This is a genomic window from Streptomyces mayonensis, assembly GCF_018982965.1.
In the GTDB taxonomy this organism is placed as follows: Bacteria; Actinomycetota; Actinomycetes; order Streptomycetales; family Streptomycetaceae; genus Streptomyces; species Streptomyces mayonensis.
The window spans coordinates 1-14,893 of sequence record NZ_JACBYP010000157.1 but is presented as its reverse complement, the minus strand read 5'-3'; the positions used below and the strand labels follow the sequence as shown (position 1 = coordinate 14,893).

Annotated in this window: 15 protein-coding genes and 1 riboswitch; of the genes, 4 read left to right on the top strand and 11 right to left on the bottom strand. The window is 72.9% G+C overall.

The window, feature by feature from the left end; translation table 11 throughout:
- Both HZS56_RS34645 and HZS56_RS34640 read right to left on the bottom strand, forming a co-directional pair.
- On the bottom strand, positions 1-201 hold a 201-nt coding region (locus HZS56_RS34645), incomplete at its 3' end, for a hypothetical protein (protein ID WP_216724782.1).
- 101 nt (positions 202-302) lie between these two features.
- A complete protein-coding gene (locus tag HZS56_RS34640; RefSeq protein ID WP_216724781.1) occupies positions 303-1,688 on the bottom strand; it encodes a C39 family peptidase in 1,386 nt (461 codons plus the stop codon).
- A gap of 341 nt (positions 1,689-2,029) precedes the next feature.
- Between HZS56_RS34640 and HZS56_RS34635 the strand changes: the two genes are divergently transcribed.
- Together HZS56_RS34635 and HZS56_RS34630 are read left to right on the top strand one after the other, a co-directional pair.
- Positions 2,030-2,650, top strand: a complete 621-nt coding sequence (locus HZS56_RS34635; RefSeq protein WP_216724785.1) for a uridine kinase family protein — start codon at positions 2,030-2,032, stop codon at positions 2,648-2,650.
- A gap of 431 nt (positions 2,651-3,081) precedes the next feature.
- The gene (locus tag HZS56_RS34630; RefSeq protein WP_216724784.1) at positions 3,082-4,932 is read left to right on the top strand and encodes an AAA family ATPase; all 1,851 of its coding nucleotides are present in this window, start codon (positions 3,082-3,084) and stop codon (positions 4,930-4,932) included.
- A gap of 197 nt (positions 4,933-5,129) precedes the next feature.
- Here the strand turns inward: HZS56_RS34630 and HZS56_RS34625 are convergent, their stop codons facing one another.
- The 9 genes from HZS56_RS34625 to HZS56_RS34585 form a co-directional block, all read right to left on the bottom strand.
- Complete coding sequence (locus HZS56_RS34625; RefSeq protein ID WP_216724780.1) at positions 5,130-6,167, bottom strand: hemolysin family protein; 1,038 nt, start codon at positions 6,165-6,167, stop codon at positions 5,130-5,132.
- Complete coding sequence (locus HZS56_RS34620) at positions 6,164-7,495, bottom strand: hemolysin family protein (protein WP_216724779.1); 1,332 nt, start codon at positions 7,493-7,495, stop codon at positions 6,164-6,166. The genes HZS56_RS34625 and HZS56_RS34620 overlap by 4 nt, the downstream gene beginning before the upstream one ends.
- Before the next feature lie 203 nt (positions 7,496-7,698).
- A complete protein-coding gene (locus tag HZS56_RS34615) occupies positions 7,699-8,169 on the bottom strand; it encodes a PH domain-containing protein (protein WP_216724778.1) in 471 nt (156 codons plus the stop codon).
- A gap of 38 nt (positions 8,170-8,207) precedes the next feature.
- Positions 8,208-9,065 (bottom strand): ATP phosphoribosyltransferase, encoded by an 858-nt coding sequence (hisG, locus tag HZS56_RS34610; protein WP_216724777.1) that lies wholly within the window; start codon positions 9,063-9,065, stop codon positions 8,208-8,210.
- 47 nt (positions 9,066-9,112) lie between these two features.
- Positions 9,113-9,385 (bottom strand): phosphoribosyl-ATP diphosphatase, encoded by a 273-nt coding sequence (locus HZS56_RS34605; protein WP_216724776.1) that lies wholly within the window; start codon positions 9,383-9,385, stop codon positions 9,113-9,115.
- Positions 9,386-9,419: 34 nt separating this feature from the next.
- Positions 9,420-9,905 carry a 6,7-dimethyl-8-ribityllumazine synthase gene (ribH, locus tag HZS56_RS34600; RefSeq protein ID WP_216724775.1) on the bottom strand — a complete coding sequence of 162 codons (486 nt, stop codon included), beginning with the start codon at positions 9,903-9,905 and terminating at the stop codon, positions 9,420-9,422.
- 27 nt (positions 9,906-9,932) lie between these two features.
- Positions 9,933-11,276 carry a bifunctional 3,4-dihydroxy-2-butanone-4-phosphate synthase/GTP cyclohydrolase II gene (locus HZS56_RS34595; protein ID WP_253915379.1) on the bottom strand — a complete coding sequence of 448 codons (1,344 nt, stop codon included), beginning with the start codon at positions 11,274-11,276 and terminating at the stop codon, positions 9,933-9,935.
- On the bottom strand, positions 11,273-11,917 hold the full coding sequence (locus HZS56_RS34590) for a nicotinamide mononucleotide transporter family protein (protein ID WP_216724774.1): 645 nt from the start codon (positions 11,915-11,917) through the stop codon (positions 11,273-11,275). The genes HZS56_RS34595 and HZS56_RS34590 overlap by 4 nt, the downstream gene beginning before the upstream one ends.
- Positions 11,914-12,516, bottom strand: coding sequence for a riboflavin synthase (locus HZS56_RS34585; RefSeq protein WP_216724773.1), 603 nt, complete (start codon positions 12,514-12,516; stop codon positions 11,914-11,916). The genes HZS56_RS34590 and HZS56_RS34585 overlap by 4 nt, the downstream gene beginning before the upstream one ends.
- A gap of 150 nt (positions 12,517-12,666) precedes the next feature.
- A riboswitch (FMN riboswitch) is annotated at positions 12,667-12,797 on the bottom strand.
- Positions 12,798-12,907: 110 nt separating this feature from the next.
- Between HZS56_RS34585 and HZS56_RS34580 the strand changes: the two genes are divergently transcribed.
- Positions 12,908-13,804 (top strand): RNA polymerase sigma-70 factor, encoded by an 897-nt coding sequence (locus HZS56_RS34580; protein WP_216724772.1) that lies wholly within the window; start codon positions 12,908-12,910, stop codon positions 13,802-13,804.
- 103 nt (positions 13,805-13,907) lie between these two features.
- Positions 13,908-14,672, top strand: a complete 765-nt coding sequence (locus HZS56_RS34575) for an SDR family oxidoreductase (RefSeq protein WP_216724771.1) — start codon at positions 13,908-13,910, stop codon at positions 14,670-14,672.
- The last annotated feature ends 221 nt before the right edge of the window (positions 14,673-14,893 follow it).

Here is a 14,893-nt window from a genome sequence, read left to right as displayed (position 1 = left end):
CGAGTCGTTTTCGTCGGCGGGGGCGGCGGCGGCGGCGCGGGCGGGGGCGGGGGCGCCGGCGGCGGCGGCGGCGGCGGCGTCGGCTTCGGCTTCGGCTTCGGCTTCGGCTTCGGCTTCGGCTTCGGCTTCGGCTTCGGCTTCGGCTTCGGCTTCGGCTTCGGCTTCGGTGGGACCCCCCGGTATTCGTGTCCACCTTGCCACCGTGGGCGGCTTTTGCGGCCGAGACCTTGGTCACAGCGACGGCCCCCGGCGGTGGCGTCACCTCACCGGGGGCCGTCGGAGCGGCGGTACCGCGGCGCGGGTCAGCGCACGCCCACCGCCTCCAGCGCCCTGCGCTGCGCCGGGGTGGGGTGCGCCGGGAAGTACAGGTAGCAGACGCCGCCGGTGCCGGAGACGACCTTGCCGTCGGCGTTGTACCGCTTGGTCCGCAGCCAGATGTTCTCCCACTCGCGCCGCCGGTAGACGCGGCGCACCGCGTCGTTGTCCTCGGAGGCCGGGTCGTTGGCGATCACGTCGCCGTCGGAGGTGAAGCCGATCACGGTCATCAGGTGGCCCGCGGTGCCGTATCCCGCCCCGGTCAGCTCCTCCTCCAGGAAGGACTGGGAGGTGATGGCGGGGATGCCGGCGGCGATCAGCGTCTCCAGGTCGGTCAGGGAGCCCAGGCGGGTGACCACGCCCTGGAGACCGTCGAAGGTGGCGGCGTAGGCGGCGTTGAAGGGCCAGTTGCCGCATCCGGAGTACTGGTTGTCGTACGTGTGCCGGGCCGCGTGGCAGACCTGGGGGTCGGCGTAGGAGGGGTCGACCCAGGCGAGCTGTTCCTCGGTGAGACGGCCGCCCCAGTACTCGATGATCATCTGCGAGGAGGTGGGGCTGCACCAGGCCTCACCGCCGTTGTCGTACTCGGGGTACTGGCCCTTGTGGGTCTCCTGCGAGTAGCGCGGGACGCGCAGTTCCCGGGCGGGGCCCGGCGTGGAGGCCGGGACGGTGAAGCGGTCGGGGACGGCCGAGCCCATGGCGCCGACCCGCCACACGGTGGGCGTGTCCCGCGCACCCGGCCGGCGGTGGAGGGTGAGGCGGATCCGGTAGGAGGCCAGACGCAGGCCGGTGGCGGCGTCGTCGATCGAGAAGGTGTCGGTCCAGACACTGCTCTTCCCGTCGCTCTGGTCGTCGACCGAGGTCCGCCTGATGTCCCGCTCGCCGTCGCCGGCCGTCCAGCGCCCCATCACGTACCAGGGCGTGTCCGAGCCGTCGGAGTAGGTGCCCTTCAGCTCGACCTGGATCCAGGTGCCGGCCGGTGTGTGCGCGTTCCAGGAGGCGATGGCCTCCGTCGCGGGCGCGGCGAGCCGGTGGACGGGGGACGTCCAGGTTCCGTACTCCCAGGTGGCGGTCGTTCCGGTGTGCGGGTCGGTGTACTCCGTGGTGCCCACGGGGTCGCCGATCGCCACGCCGGGCCGGGCGCCCGCGACGGGGCGGGTACCCCGCGCGGTCCCGCTCCGCCAGTCGCTGGACGTGGTCCAGGCGCGGTAGTCGACGGGCCGGGCGGCCCGGTCGGTGTCCGCGGGGCCGCCTTGCGCGGCCGCGCCGGGCGCGGCCTGGGCGGCGGCCGCGAGCGCGCCGCCCGTCACGGCCGCCGCGGCGACGGCTGCGGCCAGAACGGTTCTGCGGGACGGCTGTTCGGCTCTGCTCATGAGCGGGAGACCCCCAGGTTGTCCGGGTCGGGCGGATCCGTTGCACGGCTGTGCGCCCACTATGCCGCAGGCGACGGCTCCTGCCAGCACTTCCGCATGCGCCGCGCCACGAACATTGGTGTCGACCAGTGGCACCGCCCGCGAACCGCCGCGCAGGGACCGCAGGCGGCAGGTACACCGGGCCGACGGGTGCGCGAGGACCGACGAGCTCACGGGGACCGGCGGGGCGCACAAGGGTCGGCCGGCGTGCGAGGGTCGGCGGGCGTACGGGGGTCGGCCGGGTGCGAGGGTTACAGTGCGGGGCGAGCCCCGCTGTCCCTCCCCGCCGCCCAGGACCCGCCATTCCCGACCTCGCCGCCCGGCTCCGCCGGCTCCCCCCGTCCTGCGGCCCCGTGCGTCTGGTGGGCGTCGACGGGCACGCCGGCTCCGGGAAGTCCACGTTCGCCGGGGTGCTGGCGGCCCGCCTCGGCGGCGCGCCGGTGCTGCATCTCGACGACGTCGCCAGCCACGACCAGCTCTTCGACTGGACCGGGCGACTGCTCGACCAGGTGATCGACCCACTGCGGCGCGGCGTCCCCGCGCGCTACACCCCCTACGACTGGCGGGCCCGCCGCTTCGGGCCGCCGCGCGCGCTGCCACCCGCGCCGGTGGTCCTCCTGGAGGGCGTGGGCGCGGGGCGCGCGGCGCTGCGCCCGTACCTGGCCCGGCTGTTCTGGATGGACCTGCCGCGCGACGAGGCGTGGGCGCGGGGCCGGGCGCGCGACGGCGCGGAGCAGCGGACTTTCTGGGACGGGTGGACCCCTGCCGAGCGCCGGCACTTCGCCGCCGATCCCTCGCGCCCCTTCGCGCACCTTCTGGTACGGCAGAGGGAACTGGGGTACGAAGTGCTGCCGGGGCCCGCGGGAACCGCATCCGAAGTCCTGTTCCTCACACAGGGTGACGACCCCTCCGCAAAGTGTTGAACTCGTGAAGATCACGACCCCGGAACCTGCCGGACCGCCCCGACTTCGCTTGACCCAAGGCCCGTACAGGTCTTACGTTCTGATGGTGCGGCAGTTCGAGGCCGCCCGCAGACGCGAAGCCCCCGGTTGTTCCCCCGTGATCGGGGGCTTCGTTCTGCCCTGAGGCGCTTTCACGGCAGCCGCGCGGCGCCGGACGCTCACCCTCGGTCACCGTCCCCCCGTGCGCCCCCACTGCTCCCACCTCGTGGAACGGCCCCCTCCCGCCCCTTCGGCAGGACAGACCCCCGCGGGTACGATGCCCTCGGTGCGACCTTCGGGCGGTTGCCACGCGCACCTTGCAACTCCGGTCTGCGGCACTGCCGTTGACTGAGGCGGCCGCCGGGCAGCGGTCCGGCGGCATACCGACGGGGGCACGGTACGTGGGGGACGTGATGGACTTCGGCGCGCAGGGCCCGCAGGCCCCGGCCGAACTCGCCTGGCTGCGCGGCGTGGACGCCTACACCGTGGGTGCCTACCCGCAGGCGGAGGAGGAGTTCCGGGCGGCGGTGCGCATGGACCCCGCGATGGCCGACGGCTGGCTGGGGCTGCACGCGCTGCGTGTCGACACCACCAACGCGCTGCTGCGGATGTTCCGCAACCGCGACCGCTTCGGCGAGCAGCGCTCCCGCCACCGCCGCACGCTCAACTCCTGGTACTGGCTCGGCTGGTGGGTGCAGCCCGTGCTGGAGAACCCGCGCGACCTGCTGCTGGCGCACGCCTCCCACTGGCTGGACGGCCGCCACGTCCCGGAGCTCGACCGGGCTCTGGCGGGGCTGCCGCCCGTCGACACCGACCTCCAGGTCCGCTTCCTGCACGCCTGCCGCGCCTATCTCGTCAAGGACTGGGAGCAGCTCGTCCGGCACACCGACCCGCTGCTCGGCGACCCGCTGCTGGGCATCGAGGCCGGACTGTTCAGCGGCATGGCCAGGGTCCGCCTGGAGATGTACGGGCAGGCCGAGCCGCTGCTGTCGGCGGCCCTCATGCGGTGCCGCAGCGAGCAGCCGCAGCGCAAGGAGCTGCGGTACTGGCTGGCGCGGGCCCGCGAGGGCACGGGCCGCAGTGCCGCGGCGCTCCCCCTCTACCGGGCCGTGCACCGGGTCGACCCGGCCTTCATGGACACCTCCGCCCGGCTGGCGGCGATCGCCGAGGGCGACGGCTACGACGACACGGACCTCGCGGGGCTCACCGCGCCGGGCGCCAGAACGGACGGCCTGGACGGTCTCGACCCGCTCTTCGGCACCGAGGAACGCGACCTCAAACTCTCCGCTCCCGAGCCCCCGTTGTCCCCTCTGCCCCCGTTCGGCGGGCCACCGGTGCGGGAGAAGGCCGACGGCCCCGACTCCTTGCTGCCGAGCGGCCCCACGGATCCCGCGCTGCTGGAGGAGGCGCTCACCGAGCTGGAGCGGATGGTGGGCCTGGAGCCCGTGAAACGGCAGGTCAAGGCGTTGTCGGCACAGCTGAACATGGCTCGGTTACGGGCCGCGCAGGGGCTGCCGGTCCAGCCGCCCAAACGTCACTTCGTCTTCTCCGGCCCCTCCGGCACGGGCAAGACCACCGTGGCCCGCATCCTCGGCCGCGTCTTCTACGCCCTCGGCCTGCTCGGCGGCGACCACCTGGTGGAGGCGCAGCGGGCCGATCTGGTCGGCGAGTACCTCGGCCAGACCGCCGTCAAGGCGAACGAACTGATCGACTCCGCCCTCGGCGGTGTGCTCTTCGTCGACGAGGCCTACTCCCTGTCCAACTCCGGTTACGGCAAGGGCGACGCGTACGGCGACGAGGCGCTGCAGGTGCTGCTGAAACGGGCCGAGGACAACCGGGACCACCTGGTGGTGATCCTGGCCGGCTATCCGGAGGGCATGGACCGGCTGCTGAACGCCAATCCCGGGCTGTCCTCGCGGTTCACGACCCGGGTGGACTTCCCGTCGTACCGGCCGCTGGAGCTGACCTCGATCGGGGAGGTTCTCGCGGCGGAGAACGGGGACGTGTGGGACGAGGAGGCACTCGACGAGTTGCGGTCGGTCGCCGGTCACGTGGTGGACCAGGGGTGGATCGACGAGCTGGGCAACGGGCGGTTTCTGCGGACCCTGTACGAGAAGAGCTGCGCGTACCGGGATCTGCGGTTGTCCGTGTACTGCGGCGAGCTGACCCGGGACGACCTGGCGACGCTGCGGTTGCCGGATCTGATGCAGGCGTACGGGGAGGTGCTGTCGGGGCGAGGGCCGGTGGATCCGTCCAGTCCGTAGGCACAGCCCGCAGGCACAGCCCATGAGCACCGCCCGTGGACCCCGTTGTCGTGGGCTCCCTTGTCGCGGGCCCCGTTGTCGTGGACGCGGGGGCGGGTGCGCGGCCCGGCAGCCCGGCGTTGCGGGGTGCCTCCCCCAGCGCCCGGAAGGTCTGAGGGAGGCGTGGCCGCCCGCCACGGCGGCCGGCGGCCGGCGGCTTACGTCGCCAGGGTCACCTCTCTGTGGGCCGGGTCCTTGACCTCGCCCACCAGCAGTTCCAGTACGTCCTCCAGCGCGACCAGGCCGAGTACCCGCCCCGTCGGGTCCGTGACCTGGGCCAGGTGGGTGGCGGCACGGCGCATGACCGTGAGCGCGTCGTCCAGGGGGAGTTCGGGGCGGAGGGTGGGCATCGGGCGCCACAGGTGCTGGGGGACGGCCCGGTCGGACTCCTCCACGTCGAGGACGTCCTTGACGTGCAGGTACCCCATGAAGGCGCCCTGTTCCGCAGCGACCGGGAAGCGCGAGTACCCGGTGCGGGCGGTGAGTTCGACGATCTCCCCCGGGGTGACCGAGGGGCTGACGGTCACCAGGGACTCACGCCCGAGCAGCACGTCCGTCACCGGGCGGGAGCCGAGCTCCAGGGCGTCCTCCAGACGCTCCTGTTCCTCCGGGTCGAGGAGTCCGGCCTGGCCGGCGTCCTCCACCAGGCGGTTGAGCTGCTCGCTGGTGAAGACGGCCTCGACCTCGTCCTTGGGCTCCACGCGGAACAGCCGCAGGATGCCCTGCGCGCAGGCGCCCAGCGCCACGGTGATCGGCCTGCACAGGCGGGCGAAGGCGACCAGTCCTGGGCTGAGCCACAGTGCGGCCTTCTCGGGGGCGGCCATGGCGAGGTTCTTCGGGACCATCTCGCCGATGACGAGGTGGCAGAAGACCACGGCGGCCAGCGCGATGACGTAGCCGAGCGGGTGGATCATGCCGTGCGGCAGGTGGATCCACTCGAAGACCGGCTCCAGCAGGTGGGCGACGGTCGGCTCGGCGACCGCGCCGAGGGTCAGCGAGCAGACGGTGATGCCGAACTGGGCGGCGGCCATCATCTGCGGCAGCCGCTCCAGGCCGTGGAGCACCTGGCGGGCGCGGGCGGTGCCGAGCGGTTCGATCTGGCTGCGGCGGACGGAGACGAGGGCGAACTCGGCCCCGACGAAGAAGCCGTTGGCCAGGACGAGCAGGGCGGCAAAGAGGAGTTGCAGGATGCTCATCGGGCGGCCTCCAGCACGGAGACCGGGGCCGTGCGCACCAGCCGTATCCGTTCGGCGCGGTAGTGGCCGACCTGGCGGACGGAGAGCCGCCACCCGGGCAGTTCGGCCCGGTCGCCGACGGCGGGGATGCGGCCGAGCAGGTCGGCGACGAGCCCGGCCACGGTCTCGTAGGGCCCCTCGGGCGCCTGGAGGCCGACGCGGCGCAGGGCGTCGACGCGGCAGCTGCCGTCGACGTCCCAGGCGGGCCGGCCGTCCTCGGGCGGGGCGGGGGCGAGCTCCGGCACGTCCAGGCCGTCGTGCTCGTCGCGGACCTCGCCGACGATCTCCTCGACGATGTCCTCCAGGGTGACGACACCGGCCGTGCCGCCGTACTCGTCGACGACGACCGCGATGGGCTGCTCGCTGCGCAGGCGGGCGAGCAGCGGCCGTACGGGCAGGGTCTCGGGGACGAGCAGCGCGGGGCGGGCGATGCGGCCGGCGGGGGTGCGCAGCCGGTCGTGCACGGGGACCGCGAGGGCGTCCTTGAGGTGGACCATGCCGACGATCTCGTCGATCTTCTCCCGGTAGACGGGGAAGCGCGACAGGCCGGTGGCGCGGGTCAGGTTGACGACGTCCTCCGCGGTGGCCGAGGAGTGCAGGGCGCTGACCTTCACGCGCGGGGTCATCACGTGTTGTGCGGTCAGGTCGCCGAGCGACAGGGTCCGTACGAAGAGGTCGGCGGTGTCCTGCTCCAGGGCGCCGGCCCGGGCGGAGTGCCGGGCCAGGGAGACCAGTTCGCCGGGGGTGCGGGCGGAGGCCAGTTCCTCGGCTGGTTCGATGCCGAGCGCGCGGACCAGGCGGTTGGCCACGGCGTTGAGCGCGGCGATCACCGGGTGGAAGAGCCGGGCGAAGGCGTGCTGCGGGCCGGCGACGAAGCGCGCGACCTGGAGGGGCCTGGACACCGCCCAGTTCTTGGGCACCAGTTCGCCGATCACCATCTGCACCGCGGAGGCCAGCAGCATGCCGACGACGACGGACACACCGGGTACGGCTCCGTCGGGGACGCCGACCGCCTCGAACGGGCCGTCCAGGAGCTGGGCGAGCGCCGGTTCGGCGAGCATGCCGACGACGAGGGAGGTGATGGTGATGCCGAGCTGGGTGCCGGAGAGCTGGAAGGACAGCTCCTTGAGGGACTCGACGACGCGGTGGGCGCGCCGGTCGCCGTCGGCGGCGGCCTGCTCGGCGTCCGGCCGTTCGACGGTCACCAGGCCGAACTCGGCCGCGACGAAGAAGCCGTTGGCGAGGATCAGCAGGAGCGCGGCTGCCAGAAGCAGCAGGGGGGTGGTCATGATGCCGCCGCCTGTGGGAGGTCACAGCAGGGGGCGGCGCAGATACTGCAGGACGGTCCGTCCATCGCCGGAGGGAGTCACTCCTCGGGTAGCAGGAACCCCCGCGCACCGGGCGGAGCGACAGGGGCGGGGACGCGAGGCCGCGTCCCGGTTCCCAGATTAATCACGAAACGGGGCCCCGCGGCAGGGGCGACGGCCCCGCGTCAGTCACGCGGTCCCTCGGCGAGGGCGCCGGAACGGGCCTCCACGAGGGCGCGCAGGGCGCGGGCGTCGGCGAGGGCGTGCTGCCTGGCGATGCCCGGCTGGATGCCGAGCGCGGGCAGGCTGGTGCCGTCGCTGAGGTCGAGGAAGACCCAGGGGTCGCCGTGCCGGAGGTTGACCCGGAGGATCTCCGGCCAGGCGAGCCGGCGCCTGGTGGTGAGGTTGACGACGGTGACGCCGTTCTCGTCGGCTGTGAGGTGGGGGCGGGCCAGCAGGAGCAGTACGCCGGCCAGGAGGAGCGCGGTCAGCACGAAGCTGAGGCGCTCCCCCACGCCGAGACCGTCCAGCAGCATCCCGACCGCGGTGATCGTCGCGAAGGTGAGGACGGCGAGGACGAGCAGGACGGCGCGGGTGCGGCCCGGCCGGAAGGTGACGGGCAGGGCCGGCAGGTCGTCCGGCGTGGTGTCGGGCATGGCGTGGCTCCGGTGAGGCTCCTGGGGCGGCCGGCGGCTCAGAGCCGGCAGGCGTGAATGGCCGTGGTGAGGATGGCCCGGGCGCCGATCTCGTACAGGTCGTCCATGATCCGCTGGGCCTCCTTGGCCGGGACCATGGCGCGGACGGCGACCCAGCCCTCGTTGTGCAGCGGGGAGACGGTCGGCGACTCCAGGCCGGGGGTGAGCGCGACGGCCTTCTCCAGCTGCTCCACGCGGCAGTCGTAGTCCATCATCACGTACGTCCTGGCCACCAGGACGCCCTGGAGACGGCGCAGGAACTGCTGGACCTTGGGCTCGGTGGTGGCGTCGGGCTCCGCGCCCGAGCGGCGGACCACGACGGCCTCGGACTTCATGATGGGCTCGCCGAAGACCTCCAGACCCGCGTTGCGCAGGGAGGTGCCGGTCTCGACGACATCGGCGATGACCTCGGCGACGCCCAGCTCGATGGCGGTCTCGACGGCACCGTCGAGGTGGACGACGGAGGCGTCGATGTCCTTCTCCGCCAGGTGGCTCGCGACGATGCCCTCGTAGGAGGTGGCGACGGTGCGGCCCTTGAGGTCGTCGGCGGAGTGCGCGGTGCCGGGCTTGGCGGCGAAGCGGAAGGTGGAGCGGGCGAAGCCGAGCGGGAGGATCTCCTCGGCGTCGGCGGCGGAGTCGACGAGCAGGTCGCGGCCGGTGATCCCGATGTCGAGCTTGCCGGAGGAGACGTAGATCGCGATGTCCCGGGGGCGGAGGTAGAAGAACTCCACCTCGTTGACCGGGTCGACGATCCGCAGTTCCTTGGACTCGCGGCGCTGCTGGTAGCCGGCCTCGTGCAGCATGTCCGCCGCAGGGCCGGAGAGGGCTCCCTTGTTGGGGACGGCGATGCGCAGCATGAGGTCGGCTTCCTTTGCGTGACGGGGCGGGGAGGGCTGGGTGGGTTTCACAGGTGGGCGTAGACGTCGTCCAGGGAGATGCCGCGGGCGACCATCATCACCTGGACGTGGTAGAGCAGCTGGGAGATCTCCTCGGCCGCCGCGTCCTTGCCCTCGTGCTCGGCGGCCATCCAGACCTCGGCGGCCTCCTCGACGACCTTCTTGCCGATGGCATGGACTCCCTTGTCCACCAGTTCGGCGGTGCGGGAGGTGGCGGGGTCGCCGTGTACGGCCTTGTGCTGGAGCTCGGTGAAGAGCTCCTCGAACGTCTTCTTGGACATGGTGCCGCCCACTTTACGCGTAGTGCCGTGGGGGCTAATGCCACGGTTCGGATACTGAGCGGAGCGTGGCCGCCGTGGCGACGGCCGCGGTGACCGCTTCGTGCCCCTTGTCCTCGTTGGAGCCCTCCAGGCCGGCCCGGTCCAGGGCCTGCTCCTCGGTGTCGCAGGTGAGGACACCCAAGCCGACGGGGACGCCGGTCTCGACGGAGACCTGGACCAGGCCCTGGGTCACGCCCTGGCACACGTAGTCGAAGTGGGGGGTGCCGCCGCGGATGACGACGCCGAGGGCGACGACCGCGTCGTAGCCGCGGCCCGCCAGCACCTTGGCGACCACCGGCAGCTCGAAGCTGCCGGGGACGCGGAGCAGGGTGGGCTCGTCGATGCCCAGGTCGCGCAGGGCGCGCAGGGCGCCGTTCACCAGTCCGTCCATCACCTTCTCGTGCCACTGTGCCGCGACGACGGCGACCCTGAGGTCCCCCACGTTGCGTACGGACAGTTCCGGTGCACCCTTGCCGCTCACGTGTACGTGTCTCCTCGCCTTGCTTGCTTACTGGTTGCCGCAGGTGGACACGGGGGTCGTGTCCAGCCAGGGCAGGTCGTGTCCCATCCGGTCGCGCTTGGTGCGCAGATACCGGAGGTTGTGTTCGCCGGCCTGGACGGGCATCGGCTCGCGACCGGTGACGTCGATGCCGTGCCGTTCGAGGGCGTCGCTCTTGTCGGGGTTGTTGGTCATCAGGCGGACGCTGCGTACCCCGAGGTCCCTGAGGATCTGCGCCCCCGCGCCGTAGTCCCGGGCGTCGGCGGGCAGGCCGAGTTCGAGGTTGGCGTCGAGGGTGTCGCGGCCGCGCTCCTGGAGTTCGTAGGCGCGCAGCTTGGACATCAGGCCGATGCCGCGTCCCTCGTGTCCGCGCAGGTAGACCACCACGCCCCGGTCCTCGGCCCGGACCCGGTCGAGCGAGGCCTCCAGCTGGGGTCCGCAGTCGCAGCGCTGGGAGCCGAAGACGTCGCCGGTGAGGCACTCGGAGTGGATCCGGACCAGGACGTCGCCGCCGTCGCCGAGGTCGCCGCGCACGAGGGCGACGTGCTCGACGCCGTCGACGGTGGAACGGTAGCCGTACGCCGTGAACTCGCCGTGCCGGGTGGGCAGCTGGACCTCGGCCTCGCGGCGGACGGTGGGCTCCGCGCTGCGGCGGTAGGCGATCAGGTCCTCGATGGAGATGATCGTCAGCCCGTGTTTGCGGGCGAACGGGATCAGCTCGGGCAGCCGCAGCATGCGCCCGTCCTCGCCGGCGATCTCCACGATGGCGCCGGCCGGGCGCAGGCCCGCGAGCCGGGCGAGGTCGACGGCGGCCTCGGTGTGGCCGTCGCGGACGAGCACGCCGCCGGCGCGGGCGCGCAGCGGGAAGATGTGGCCGGGGCGGACCAGGTCGTCGGGTCCGGCGGTGCCGCTCGCCAGCAGCTGGAGGGTGGTGGCGCGGTCGGCGGCGGAGATGCCGGTGCTGACGCCGTGTTCGGCGGTGGCGTCCACGGAGACGGTGAAGGCGGTCTTCATCGACTCGGTGTTGTCGTCGACCATCTGCGGGAGCCGGAGCCGGTCCAGTTCGTCGCCCTCCATGGGGGCGCAGATCAGGCCGCGGCACTCGCTCATCATGAAGGCGACGATCTCCTCGGTCGCCTTCTCGGCGGCGACGACGAGGTCGCCCTCGTTCTCGCGGCTCTCGTCGTCGACGACGACCACGGGGCGGCCGGCGGCGATGTCGGCGACGGCCTTCTCGACGGGGTCGAGGGCGAGGTCCTCGGGGCCGTCGGTGCTGTACAGGATCGGTGGAGCAAGAGGTGTGGCGCGCAGCTCCTCGTTCCGGGCGGTGGTGGGAGACGGGCGGACGCTCATGCGGGTGCTCCTTCCGGGAGGGGCCGGGCGGCGTCGCGGGAGCGCAGCCACCAGTCGCGCAGGCCCCACAGGACGAGCGCGCCGTAGAGGACGTAGACGAAGCCGGAGAAAGCGAAGCCGTTGGCGAAGTTCAGCGGGACTCCGACGAGGTCGACGAGGAGCCAGGCGAACCAGAACTCGACCATGCCGCGCGCCTGGGCGTACATGGCGACGACGGTGCCGACGAAGATGTACGCGTCCGGCCAGGGGTCCCAGGACAGGGTGGGGAAGGCGGAGAAGAGACCGCCGACGGCGAGCGTGCCGAGCGCGGCGGCGACGGCCAGGGTGCCGCGCTCGCGCCAGGTGGCGAAGCGGACGGCGACGGAGCCGTCCTGGGTCTGCTGCCGGCCGCGGTTCCACTGCCCAAAGCCCCAGGCGGCGACGGCCATGACGACGATCTGCTTGCCCGCGCTGCCGGAGAGGTGGGCGGTGGCGAAGGCCGCGAAGAGGACGAGCCCGGAGGCGAACTGCACGGGCCAGGTCCAGATCGAGCGCCGCCAGCCGAGGGCGAGGCCGAGCAGACCGATCAGGTTGCCGATCATGTCCGACCACTTGATGTGCTGGTCGAAGAGGGTGAACGCCTCGGCGTTGAGCCAGTTCACCTGCTGCCCCCGTGGGCGGTGAGCAGCCGCTCGACGTACTTGGCGACGACGTCGACCTCGAGGTTGACCGGGTCGCCCGGCTGTTTGATGCCGAGCGTGGTCAGGGCGAGGGTGGTGGGGATGAGGCTGACGGTGAAGAAGTCGGGTCCTGCGTCGACGACGGTGAGGCTGATGCCGTCGACGGTGATGGAGCCCTTCTCCACGACGTACCGGGCGAGGTCGGCGGGCAGGGAGATCCTGACGAGCTCCCAGTGCTCCGAGGGCTTGCGCTCCAGGATGTCGCCGGTGCCGTCGACGTGGCCCTGCACGATGTGGCCGCCGAGCCGGGCGCCGACGGCGGTGGGGCGCTCCAGGTTGACGCGGGAGCCGGTGGTGAGGGCGCCGAGGCTGGAGCGGTTCAGCGTCTCGGCCATGACGTCGGCGGTGAACTCGTCGCCCTCGTGGTCGACGACGGTGAGGCAGACGCCGTTGACGGCGATGGAGTCGCCGTGCCGGGCCCCTTCGGTGACCACGGGGCCGCGCAGGCGGAAGCGACAGGCGTCGTCGAGGGTCTCGACAGCGGTGATCTCGCCCAGCTCTTCGACGATTCCGGTGAACACTTCCCGGGTCCTCCTGCCTCTTCGGGCACGGACTCCGGGGCTGTCGAGAGCGACAGGGACCGCGAGCGAGGACACCGGGAACGACGCCGGACGGAGCCCGCCCGTGACGGGCGAACCCAGAGGTCGGCGGCGCGCACGCATGCCCGCCCGCCGCGCACTGCCTCCCATCCGGACTTTAACCGTCGGTCCAGGAATTTCACCTGGTCAACCGGCCGCTGGAAGCGACCGGGTCGCGGACTGTAACCGCCGGTTCGGACTTTCACCGACCCCGGAGTGCGCTGCTTCTGGTACACGGCCAGTCTGCCACGCCCGCCCATGGTCCATGCCGACACGGGGTGTGGAGTGGCTCACAGGCCGTTCGCGTCCCGTCCCGCTCTGGCAGGGTGCCGTCATGACCGCCTCCACCGCACCGGACGCCGACGAGTTCGAGCGTCACCGCCCCCGGCTCTTCGGGCTGGCCTACCGCATGCTGGGCTCCGCCGACGAGGCCGAGGACACGGTGCAGGACGCCTATCTGCGCTTCAGCGGGGCCGACCGTGCCGGTATCGAACATCCGGCGGCGTGGCTGGCGAAGGTCGTCACGAACCTCTGTCTCACCCGGCTCACCTCCGCCCGCGCCCGCCGCGAGAGCTACGTGGGCCCCTGGCTGCCGGAGCCCGTCCTCACCGCGGACGGCGCGCTGGGCCCGCTGGAGTCGGCCGAGCAGCGCGACGCCGTCTCCACGGCGCTGCTCGTGCTGCTGGAGCGGCTGACGCCGACCGAGCGGGCGGTCTACGTGCTGCGCGAGGCGTTCGCGTACGGGCACCGTGAGATCGCCGGTGTCCTGGGGCTCGGCGAGTCCAACTGCCGTCAGCTGTACCGGCGGGCGGTGCGCCGGCTGGGAGAGCCGGAGTCCCGGTTCGAGCCCGCCCCGGAGCGCCGGGAGCGCCTGGTCGCCTCGTTCCTCACCGCGGCCCGCGACGGCGACCTGGCCGGCCTGGAGAGGCTGCTCGCGGACGACGTGACCTGGTGGAGCGACGGCGGCGGCAGGGTCAGCGCGGCCAGGCGGCCGGTCGAGGGGCGGGACAAGGTCCTGCGCTTCCTGGCGGGCGCGATGCAGCGCTTCGCGGCGCACTGGGACTTCGGCACCGCCGAGGTCAACGGTGCGCCCGCGCTGGTCGCGCGGGTGGGTGACGTACTGGTCGCCGTGGTGTCCGTCGAGTTCCGTGACGGGCTGATCAGTGATCTGCGGGCAGTGGTGAACCCGGACAAACTGGGATTCGTAGACCGTCAGCTCGGACGGCCGTGAGAACCGCTCCCCGCGCGGTGTCACATTCCGCGCGGCCGCACGGTCCCGGCTGGCAACAGGGTGCTCCACCGGGGAGCCCCGCGTCCGACAGGGGCTGAACAGCATGACCACGATCCTGGTGACCGGTGGCACCGGCACGCTCGGCCGGCCCGTCACCGAACGGCTGCGCGCGGGCGGGCACGAGGTGCGGGTGCTCAGCCGCCGCAGCGAGCCGTACGCCGTCGACCTGCGGGAGGGCGGCAGCGGCCTGGACGCGGCGCTCGCGGGAGTCGACACGGTCGTGCACTGCGCGACGACGCCGCGCGGGGGTGACGAGCGGGCCGCCACGAACCTCGTCGCGGCGGCGCGGCGGGCCGGGGTGGCCCACCTGGCCCACATCTCGATCGTGGGCGTCGACCGGGTGCCGCTGGGTTACTACCGGAGCAAGCTCGCCGTCGAGCGGCTGGTGGAGCAGTCGGGGCTGGGCTGGACGGTGCTGCGGGCGACGCAGTTCCACGACCTGGTGGTCCAGGTGCTCCGTGCGCTGACCAGGCCGCCGGTGGCGGTACTGCCGGCGCACGCCGCCGACCAGCCGGTCGAGGTGACGGAGGTCGCGGACCGGCTCGCCGAACTGGCGGTCGGGGCGCCCGCCGGGCGGGTGGCGGACCTGGGCGGCCCCGAGGTGCGCACGCTGGAGTCGCTGGCCCGCGCGTATCTGGAGGCGACCGGGCGCAGGCGCGCGGTGGTGAAGGTCCCGCTGGCCGGGAAGACTTACCGGGCGTTCCGCGCCGGCGGGCACCTCGTGCCCGAGCGGGCGGTCGGCAGGGGGACGTTCGAGGAGTACCTGGCGGCACGGTTCGGGAACGGGCAGGACGGACGGCACGGATGAACGGACCGGTGCGGCGGCGGGGCGGCGGGACAGCGCCGACGGGCGACCCGGCATGGCCGCGGGCAGGCCCCACGGCACACGCCGACGGACCGGCGCGACAGCAGGAAGGACCGACGGCACGAACCGACGGGCCGACGGGACACAAGGCAGGGCACGCGGCGCGATGAACGTGCCGGCGCGGCGGCGGGAAGGGCGGGCGGTGGCGATGGGCAGGCGGGGGT

What these genes read in the sequence shown, in the direction of transcription:
- HZS56_RS34640 (WP_216724781.1), bottom strand. Translation starts at nt 1,688, where the DNA reads ATGAGCAGAGCCGAACAGCCGTCCCGCAGAACCGTTCTGGCCGCAGCC.
- HZS56_RS34630 (WP_216724784.1), top strand. Translation starts at nt 3,082, where the DNA reads ATGGACTTCGGCGCGCAGGGCCCGCAGGCCCCGGCCGAACTCGCCTGG.
- HZS56_RS34625 (WP_216724780.1), bottom strand. Translation starts at nt 6,167, where the DNA reads ATGAGCATCCTGCAACTCCTCTTTGCCGCCCTGCTCGTCCTGGCCAAC.
- HZS56_RS34620 (WP_216724779.1), bottom strand. Translation starts at nt 7,495, where the DNA reads ATGACCACCCCCCTGCTGCTTCTGGCAGCCGCGCTCCTGCTGATCCTC.
- HZS56_RS34615 (WP_216724778.1), bottom strand. Translation starts at nt 8,169, where the DNA reads ATGCCCGACACCACGCCGGACGACCTGCCGGCCCTGCCCGTCACCTTC.
- hisG (WP_216724777.1), bottom strand. Translation starts at nt 9,065, where the DNA reads ATGCTGCGCATCGCCGTCCCCAACAAGGGAGCCCTCTCCGGCCCTGCG.
- HZS56_RS34605 (WP_216724776.1), bottom strand. Translation starts at nt 9,385, where the DNA reads ATGTCCAAGAAGACGTTCGAGGAGCTCTTCACCGAGCTCCAGCACAAG.
- HZS56_RS34595 (WP_253915379.1), bottom strand. Translation starts at nt 11,276, where the DNA reads ATGAGCGTCCGCCCGTCTCCCACCACCGCCCGGAACGAGGAGCTGCGC.
- HZS56_RS34580 (WP_216724772.1), top strand. Translation starts at nt 12,908, where the DNA reads ATGACCGCCTCCACCGCACCGGACGCCGACGAGTTCGAGCGTCACCGC.
- HZS56_RS34575 (WP_216724771.1), top strand. Translation starts at nt 13,908, where the DNA reads ATGACCACGATCCTGGTGACCGGTGGCACCGGCACGCTCGGCCGGCCC.